Here is an 8,608-nt window from a genome sequence, read left to right as displayed (position 1 = left end):
GCGCCGGCACAAACGCAGGCGCTCCACTGGATGGTTTTCTCACCGCCGTGCACATCCTGCGTTCGTCGCGCGACCTGACCCGCTTCGTGCTTGTAGTGCTCGGCTCGTCTCCGCCGCCCACGCTCCATGCCTTCATGGACATCGCCCACGGGCTGTCCGATTTCAGCGATTTCCGCCTGCAGAGCACCTTCCCGCACCCCAACATCCACGCGCTCTACCTCGAGCTGCTGCTCGGGCTGGCGCTCTATGTCAGGGCTTCGCGGGCCGGGGACGTATCCCAGCGGATCCGCCTGCTGGTGACGTTCTACATCCCCCTTCTCGCGGTCTTCCTGCTCCACACCAAGACGGGCAGCGCCTGGCGCGTGTGCGGGGTCATGTTCCTGGTCTATGCGATCAGCATCGAGCCCCTGAACAGCGTCGCGAAGCGATGTCGGTTTGAGCCTGCCCCTGCAGGAACGGCGGCGGATCGCCCGGCGTTTGCACTGTGAATGCCACTGCGGGCGCAAGGCGCCGGGTGGGGGGCGCGGAAGCCGGCGATCAGGTCTCGACCAGGATAGGCCGCCAGGGCGATCGCTTCCCCTCTCCCACCAGCGTCGAGCCGAACCGGACTCCGGAAACGGGTCCATTTTTGATTGAAGCCCATGATGGACACAAGAAGCCGCCCGCAGGTCGCTCCCAGCACGGAAGGGCTCGAAGCCCGGATCGAGGTGCGGCCGCGACCGTCCTTCGGCCTCGGGAGCCTTCGCAGCCGCAAATGGCTGCTGGCCCTCGGCACCATCGGATGCGTGGCCATCGCCGCGGCCTATGTCAGCTTGCGCCCGGCGACCTACACCGCATCCAGCCAGCTGCTGATCTATATCAGGCAGGTCCTGACCGGACCCGACCAGGCGATCCTGCCCGGGCGTGCCGATCTCCCGATGGTGCAAAACCAGATCGAGCTGCTGCGCTCCGGCAATGTCCTGGCCACGGTGGTCGAAACGCTGCACCTCGTCGACGACCCGGAATTCAACGACACCCACGCGGCCTTGCCCGGGGACGCCAAGGCTCCTCAGGGACAAACCTCGCCGGAAGCCGTATCGAACGGCGCAGCCTATCGCGCGGCGCTCGCAGCCCTTGGCCGCAAGCTCAGCGTCCGGCAGGTCGGCACGAGCCATATCGTGGCGGTGAGCCTCAAGGCCTCGGATCCCGTCAAGGCGGCGCGGATCGTCAACGCCATCGTCCGGACCTCTCTGCAGGAACGCCCGCGCGCCTCCGATGCGGCCTCTGCCCACGCGCCCACCTTGCGCGAAATCTACCAGAATCTCGGCCCGAGCGCCCAGATTCTGTCGGAAGCGGAGCCGCCTGTCGGGGCGGACGGGCCATCGGCCATCCTGATCCTCGCCATCGCGGCCCTGCTTGGCCTCGGGGCCTCCACCGCGGTCGCGCTCCTGCTCGACATGTTCAGCGACGGGATCCGCAGCAGGGACCAGATGGAGTTCGTCCTGGGCGTGGAATGCCTCGGTGTCGTGCCCCGCTTTCCGGGAATCGGAGCCTGGCCGGAAGATGCCGCCGCCGGACACCTGTTGACATCGCAGCATGAGGTCCTGCGCCGCGCCACGGCGGTGATGGACGATGTTTCGCCCGGAGGGTTCCATGCCATCGGCGTGACCTCGATCCTACCCGGCGAGGGCACGACCTCGCTGGCCATTGCCCTGGCCAGGACCGCCGCAGCAGCCGGAAAGCGCGTGCTTCTGGTCGACGCCGTGCCGGACGATCCTTCGCTCTCGCGCTGGGTTGCCAAGCTCGCGCAGGACCCTCCCCTCCCCGGTGAACACCCGCGAGCCCGGGCTCTCGACGGCCTCGCCGAGCTGCAGCCCGGTCTGGATGTCCTGCCGCTCGACAAGCGCCTCGGCGCCGGCGATCGCCTGATGCCGCGCGGCCTGCTGGACGACATCCTGCGCGCCGCAGAGAGCACCTACAATCTCGTGATCCTCGACATGCCTGCACTGGCGGCCGGTCCGCAGGTGCGCGCAGCCGCCTCGGCACTCGATGGCCTGCTGCTCGTCGTGAAATGGGGCGAGACGCAATCGGAGCTGGTCCGCCAGGCTTTCCAGTCCGCGGGCGCGGCCCGGGGGAAGTTTATCGGCTCCGTCCTCAACATGGCCGATGAACGGGTGATGCAGCGTTATGGCTATGAGCTTCACGCCCGTTCGAAGGCCGCCACGACAGCTTGAAACAGACCACTCCGGCCGCCAGGCCGAGATTTTCGGAGGGAGAGCATCATGAAGGTCGTACTCTTCTGCGGCGGCATGGGCATGCGGCTGCGAGGCTATGTCGACGACGTTCCGAAGCCGATGGTGCAGATCGGCTCGCGCCCCATCCTCTGGCACCTGATGAAGTACTACGCCCATTTCGGCCACAAGGATTTCATCCTCTGCCTTGGCCACAAGGGCGGCGCGATCAAGGACTATTTCCTGAAATACGACGAGTCGATCTCGAACGATTTCGTCTGGTCCCGCGGTGGCCGGAAGATCGACTTCATCAACCGGGACAGCGACGACTGGACGATCACCTTCGTCGAGACCGGCCTGCATGCGACGATCGGCGAGCGCCTCAAGGCGGTCGAGCCCTATCTGCAGGGCGAGGAATATTTCCTGGCGAATTACGGCGACGGTCTCAGCGACCTGCATCTGCCGACGATGATCGACGAGCTGAAGCAGAGCGATGCCGTCGGCTCGCTCCTGCTGGTGCAGCCGACGGCGAGCTTCGACATGATCAGGATGGCGCCGGACGGCAAGGTCGCCGAGGTCGCGGCGCTCGCCCATTCCGACATCTGGATCAATGGCGGCTTCTTCGTCTTCCGGCATGAGATCTTCGACTACATCAATCCCGGCGACGAGCTGGTGCGGGAGCCGTTCGCGCGGCTGATCGAGCGCCAGGCCCTGCTGGCCCATAAATGCACCGGCTTCTGGCAGTGCATGGACACGTTCAAGGACAAGCAGCGCCTCGAGGAGCTCAACGACACCAACCCGCCCTGGAAGGTGTGGAAGGACTGCGCGCATCTCGCCTATCCCGCGATGGCGATGACGGCGGCCGCAGCTCCCACGATGAACCAGGTGGCCTGACCATGCTGCGCCTGAAGCCGGACCGTGCCGGTGCGTCCCCGCTGCAGATCCTCTGCCTGGGCTGCCATTCCGATGATATCGAGATCGGCTGTGGCGGCACGGTGCTGCAGATCGCGGCCGACCACCCGGACGCCGTGTTTCACTGGGTGGTCTTCAGCGCGAGCGGCGTCCGTGCGGAGGAAGCTGCAAGCGGCGCACGGCAGTTCGTCGATCCAGCCCGCATGAAGCGGGTGGTGCTGAAGGACTTCAGGGACGGCTACATGCCGTTCGCCGGGGCCGAGATCAAGAATGTCTTCGAGGAGATCAAGCGGGAGGTGTCTCCGGACATCATCTTCACCCATAACCGCCACGACTCCCACCAGGACCACCGGCTGATCGCCGAATTGACCTGGAACACGTTCCGCAGCCACCTGATCCTGGAATACGAGATTCCGAAATATGACGGCGACCTCGGGCAGCCCAGCGTCTTCAACGCCTTGTCCGACGATACCTGCGAGAAGAAGGTCGACCTGATCCTCGACACCTTCAAGTCGCAGGGCAACAAGCACTGGTTCGACCGCACCACCTTCATGGCGCTGATGCGGTTGCGCGGAATGGAATGCAACGCCCCCAGCGGCTATGCGGAGGCGTTCTACGCTCGCAAGCTGATGCTCTAGCTCCCTGTTCCAGCACCGGTTTCCCGGAAAGGCAGATGCCGCTTTCCGGCCCGATGCCCCAAAAGCGGCAATCGAGAACGACATGCAGGACCTGAAGCGCAGAACCGTTCGCGCGGGATTGATCAATGTCGGCTCCCGCGGGCTCGGCTTCGTCATCCGTATCCTGGCGCTCATGGTGCTCGGCCGGCTGCTCACGCCCGAGGACTACGGTCTGGTCACGATGGTCACCGCCTTCACCGGCGTGCTGAACATGTTCGGCTGCTTCGGCCTGTTCCAGGCCGCCATCCAACGCGACGTGCTCAGCGAAGAGGAATCGTCGTCGCTGTTCTGGCTCAACCTGACCTTCGGCGCGGCGCTGACGCTGACGGCCATCGTGGCTGCACCGATGGTCAGCGCGTTCTACCGGGAGCCGAGGCTCGTCGCGATCATGGACGTGATCGCCTTCACCTTCATCATCACGGCTGCCGGCGTGCAGCATGGCGTGCTGCTTCAGCGGCGCCTCGCCTTCGGGACCTCGGCCAAGATCGAGATCAGCTCGCTGGTGATCGCAACCGCAATCTCGGTCGGAATGGCCAAAGCCGGCTTCGGCTATTGGGCGATCGTCTCGATGACCATCTCGCTGCCCCTGGCCATGACGATCGGCCTGTGGTTCGCGACCGGCTGGATTCCGGGCAAGCCGCGTTTCGTCGCCGGCCTGCGCTCCATGCTGCAGTTCGGTGGCGGGGCGACGCTGACCGGCTTCCTCTCCTACATCACGATCAATATCGACAAGCTCCTGCTCGGCCGGTTCTGGGGGACGGAGGCGACCGGCCTCTACAGCCGCGCCTTCTACCTGATCAATTTTCCGACCGAGAACCTGAACAACACGATCGGCGAGGTTGCCTTCGCGGCGCTGTCGCGGACCCGGGACGATCTCGACCGCCTGCGGCGCTATTTCCTCAAGGGCTATTCGATGGTGGTAACCTTGACGCTGCCGCTGACGGTGGTGTGCGGGCTCTTCGCCGACGACGTGATCCTGGTCGTGCTGGGGCCGCAATGGACGAGCGCCATCGAGATCTTCCGGATCCTCGCCCCGACCATCCTGGTCATCGCGATCTCGAGCCCGCTCGGCTGGCTGCTCAATGCGCTCGGCCTGATCCGGCGCGGCGTCTATCTCGGCTTGTTCTCCGCGACCTTCATGATTGTGGGCATCGTGATCGGGCTTCCCTATGGCCCGCGTGGCGTCGCCCTCGCCTATTCCGCGGTCATGGTGCTGAAGCTGGTGCCGATCTCGCTCTGGGCACTGCACGGCACGGGCGTGCGGGTCCGCGAATTCATCGGCGCGCTGGCGTGCCCTCTCATCGCCTGCGCCGTCGCGGCACTGGTCGGCTTCGGCGTGCACAGCCTGCGCCCGCCGACGCTACTGCCGTTCTTCCGCCTCATGCTGGATGCCGGCTCCTTCGGCGCGACCTATCTCGCGATGCTGCTGCTCATCGCCGGCGAGAAGGCGCTGTATCTCGACCTCTTCCGCAGCGCCCGTACCGGTGCCGACCAGACCGCGTAACTCCCGCGTAGATTCCCGTGCATGTCCCCGCGCGCCGGCCGTGGGCCGGCGCGCTTTTCCGATTCCGGCAAATCCTTGAAACGACGCGGCTTCTGCGCCGGAACACCCGCGCTTCTGCGGACATTATTCAGGTACGACGCCTGAATGCGAGGGCTGGGGGATGCGGTTCACCGAGACGAGCGTTCGCGATGCGATGGTCATCGACCCGACGCCGCATGCCGATGCGCGGGGGCGCTTCATGCGGGCCTGGTGCCTTCGGGAATTCGCCGAGCACGGCATGGCCTTCACCCCGGTTCAGGCCAATATGGGCTTCAGCACGAAGCGCGGCACGCTCCGCGGCCTGCATTATCAGGAGGCCCCCGCGCTCGAGGCGAAGCTGGTGCGCTGCACGCGCGGCGCGATGTTCGACGTTGTGCTCGACCTCAGGCCGGACTCGCCGAGCTACGGCAGCTGGCACGGCGTCGAGCTGAGCGACGAGAACGGCCGCATGCTCTATCTGCCGGAGGGCTGCGCCCACGGCTATCAGACGCTCCGGCCGGATACCGAGATGCATTACATGACCTCGGCTTTCTATGCGCCGGCGTCTGCGAAGGGCGTACGCTTCGACGATCCGGCCTTCGACATCGCCTGGCCCCTGCCCGTCTCCGAAATCTCCGAACAGGACCGCAACTGGCCGCTGACGCGGCGCTGCTCCGGCGATGTCGCGCCGGAGCAACGCCTCTCGGCCTGACCGCCCTGCCGACATCATCGAAAGAGGAACGCGCTATGGCTCTGGACTTGGTGTTACGGGACTATGAGACAGGCAAGCGGCCGATCCGCGTCGGCATGGTCGGCGCTGGCGCCACCGGGCGCGCCATCGCGCTGCAGCTGGGCACGCCGGTGCCGGGGATGCGGCTGGTCGCCATCGCCAACCGCACGCTCGGCAATGCCGAACGCGCCTTTCGCGAGGCGAAGATCCATGGCTGGAGCCGCGTCTCGTCAACGCGTGAGGCCGAGAGCGCGATCGCGCGCGGCGTGCCTGTTCTGACCGACGATCCGTATGTTCTGACCGGCTGCGAGGCGATCGACATCATCCTCGAAGTGACCGGGACGGTTGAAGCCGGCGCCGCCGTGGTGCTCGACGCGATCGCGCATCGCAAGCATGTCGTGATGGTCAATGCCGAGCTCGATTCCCTGATCGGCCCGATCCTGAACCAGAAGGCCCGCGAGGCCGGCGTCGTCCTGACCAATACCGATGGTGACGAGCCCGGCGTCGCCATGACCCTGCTGCGCTATCTGCGAACGCTCGGCCTCAAGCCCGTCGCCGCCGGCAACATCAAGGGCATGGTCGACTACTACCGCAACCCGGACACGCAGCGCGCCTTCGCCGAAAAGAACGACCAGGATCCGCGCAAGGTCACCTCCTTCGCCGATGCGACCAAGCTGTCGATGGAAACGACGGTCCTTGCCAATGCGACGGGCTTCCATGCGGGCCGCCGCGGCATGTACGGACCGGCCTGCGGCGATGTTCGGGAGGTCGCGGAACGCCTGCCGGCGCAAGCGATGCTCGAAACGGGGCTGGTCGACTACGCCCTGGGGGCTGCGCCCCATACCGGAGCCTTCGTCGTCATCCACGAGGAGAATCCGCTGAAGCAGGCGCAGCTCGCCTATTACAAGCTCGGAAACGGCCCGTTCTACGTCTTCTACACGCCGTTCCACCTGCCCCATCTCCAGATCGCTTCGACGATCGCGCGTGCGGTGATCCAGCACGATCCGACGGTGGCGCCCCTCGACGGGCCGGTCTGCGAGGTCGTCACGGTCGCCAAGCGCGACCTCAAGGCCGGCGAGCGCCTAGACGGCATCGGCGGCTTCTGCGCCTACGGCCTGATCGAGAACGCGACGGAAGCACGCGCCAGCGACGCCCTGCCGATCGGCCTGTCCGAGGATTGCGTCATGCGCTGCGACAAGAAGAAGGACGACGTCGTTTCCTTCGCCGATGTCGAACTGCCGGCGGGGCGCCAGGCGGATGCGCTCTGGCGCGAACAGCAGAGGCGCTGGCCGATGCGCGAAGCGAAGGCTGCGCCGGCTCGCGTCCTCGCAGAAGCGACGCCCTGACACAGCATCCAAGCGTTGGAGCCTTCGGCCATGCTGAACCGTTCTTTCTGGAAGAACCGCAAGGTCTTCGTCACCGGCCATACCGGCTTCAAGGGTGCGTGGCTCTCGCTATGGCTGGAAGCGCTCGGCGCCGACGTCACCGGCTACGCGCTCGATCCGCCGACCGAGCCGAACCTCTTCGAGCAAGCCAGGGTGGCCGAATGCGTGCATTCGATCCATGGCGATGTGCGCGACCTCGCGCATCTGCAAGCCGCGATGGCCGCCTGCGCACCCGATGTCGTCATCCACATGGCGGCCCAATCGGTGGTCCGGACCAGCTATGAACATCCGGTCGACACCTATGCGACCAACGTCATGGGCACCGTCCATCTCATGGAGGCCGTCCGCCAGCTCGCGCGTCCCTGCGTCGTCGTCAATGTCACCAGCGACAAGTGCTACGACAATCGCGAATGGGTCTGGGGCTATCGCGAGAGCGACGCGATGGGCGGCCATGATCCCTACTCCAACTCCAAGGGCTGCTCGGAGCTGGTGACCAATGCCTATCGCGACTCCTATTTCCCGCCGGAGACTCTGTCCCGGCACGGCGTGGCGGTGGCCAGCGCCCGGGCGGGGAATGCGATCGGCGGCGGCGACTGGACGGCGAACCAGCTCATCCCCGACCTGATCCGGGCCTTCATCGACCGGCGGCCCTGTCGCATCCGCAATCCCGCCGCGATCAGGCCCTGGCAGTTCGTGCTGATGCCGCTGCATGGCTATCTGCTGCTGTGCGAGCGGCTGGCGGAGGACGGCGCCCGCTTCGCATCAGGCTGGAATTTCGGGCCGGCGGAAGCGGATGCCAGGCCGGTCTCCTGGATCGCCGACAAGCTCGTCTCGTCATGGGGCGAAGGCGCCTCCTGGGCACAGGACGGAACGCCGCACCCGGCCGAAGCGCAACTGCTGCGCCTCGACACCTCCAAGGCCCGGACTCTGCTGAACTGGCACCCCGTCCTTCAGCTCGACCAGAGCCTGCTCTGGATCGTCGAATGGTACGAGGCCTTCCAGGCCGGGAAGGATCTGCAGTCACTCACGCGGCGGCAGATCGAACGCTACGAATATCTTCTCCAGGACGATGCCGAGACATGCGCGCTGGCGGCGCGGCGGATGAAAGCCGCCGCCGCGCCTCTGCTTTCGGCTGCGGAAGGCTGATCCGAGACCTTAACGAGGGAAAGCAC

Annotated in this window: 8 protein-coding genes; all 8 read left to right on the top strand. The window is 66.0% G+C overall.

What is annotated here, in order from left to right:
- On the top strand, positions 1-488 hold a 488-nt coding region (locus Q0Q36_RS18940), incomplete at its 5' end, for a hypothetical protein (RefSeq protein WP_293800335.1).
- Between the two features lie 153 nt (positions 489-641).
- On the top strand, positions 642-2,213 hold the full coding sequence (locus Q0Q36_RS18935) for a cellulose synthase operon protein YhjQ/BcsQ (RefSeq protein ID WP_293800334.1): 1,572 nt from the start codon (positions 642-644) through the stop codon (positions 2,211-2,213).
- A gap of 48 nt (positions 2,214-2,261) precedes the next feature.
- Entirely contained in the window at positions 2,262-3,104 is an 843-nt protein-coding gene (locus tag Q0Q36_RS18930; RefSeq protein ID WP_293800333.1) for a glucose-1-phosphate cytidylyltransferase, read from the top strand.
- Positions 3,105-3,106: 2 nt separating this feature from the next.
- Positions 3,107-3,760, top strand: coding sequence for a PIG-L deacetylase family protein (locus Q0Q36_RS18925; protein ID WP_265057805.1), 654 nt, complete (start codon positions 3,107-3,109; stop codon positions 3,758-3,760).
- An 82-nt stretch (positions 3,761-3,842) separates the two neighbouring features.
- On the top strand, positions 3,843-5,303 hold the full coding sequence (locus tag Q0Q36_RS18920; protein WP_293800331.1) for a lipopolysaccharide biosynthesis protein: 1,461 nt from the start codon (positions 3,843-3,845) through the stop codon (positions 5,301-5,303).
- A gap of 160 nt (positions 5,304-5,463) precedes the next feature.
- Positions 5,464-6,033, top strand: coding sequence for a dTDP-4-dehydrorhamnose 3,5-epimerase (rfbC, locus tag Q0Q36_RS18915; RefSeq protein ID WP_293800330.1), 570 nt, complete (start codon positions 5,464-5,466; stop codon positions 6,031-6,033).
- A gap of 35 nt (positions 6,034-6,068) precedes the next feature.
- On the top strand, positions 6,069-7,397 hold the full coding sequence (locus tag Q0Q36_RS18910) for an NAD(P)-dependent oxidoreductase (RefSeq protein WP_293800329.1): 1,329 nt from the start codon (positions 6,069-6,071) through the stop codon (positions 7,395-7,397).
- 30 nt (positions 7,398-7,427) lie between these two features.
- A complete protein-coding gene (gene rfbG, locus Q0Q36_RS18905; protein ID WP_293800327.1) occupies positions 7,428-8,582 on the top strand; it encodes a CDP-glucose 4,6-dehydratase in 1,155 nt (384 codons plus the stop codon).
- Positions 8,583-8,608: the final 26 nt, after the last annotated feature.

The sequence above is a fragment of the uncultured Allobosea sp. genome, from assembly GCF_945957345.1.
Taxonomy (GTDB): Bacteria; Pseudomonadota; Alphaproteobacteria; order Rhizobiales; family Beijerinckiaceae; genus Allobosea.
The sequence above is the reverse complement of the archived record's forward strand: the minus strand, read 5'-3'. Positions and strand labels throughout refer to the sequence as shown.

Bases quoted from the DNA above. Each gene is read 5' to 3' on its own strand.
- Q0Q36_RS18930 (WP_293800333.1), top strand. From the start codon at position 2,262: ATGAAGGTCGTACTCTTCTGCGGCGGCATGGGCATGCGGCTGCGAGGC.
- Q0Q36_RS18935 (WP_293800334.1), top strand. From the start codon at position 642: ATGATGGACACAAGAAGCCGCCCGCAGGTCGCTCCCAGCACGGAAGGG.
- rfbC (WP_293800330.1), top strand. From the start codon at position 5,464: ATGCGGTTCACCGAGACGAGCGTTCGCGATGCGATGGTCATCGACCCG.
- rfbG (WP_293800327.1), top strand. From the start codon at position 7,428: ATGCTGAACCGTTCTTTCTGGAAGAACCGCAAGGTCTTCGTCACCGGC.
- Q0Q36_RS18925 (WP_265057805.1), top strand. From the start codon at position 3,107: ATGCTGCGCCTGAAGCCGGACCGTGCCGGTGCGTCCCCGCTGCAGATC.
- Q0Q36_RS18910 (WP_293800329.1), top strand. From the start codon at position 6,069: ATGGCTCTGGACTTGGTGTTACGGGACTATGAGACAGGCAAGCGGCCG.
- Q0Q36_RS18920 (WP_293800331.1), top strand. From the start codon at position 3,843: ATGCAGGACCTGAAGCGCAGAACCGTTCGCGCGGGATTGATCAATGTC.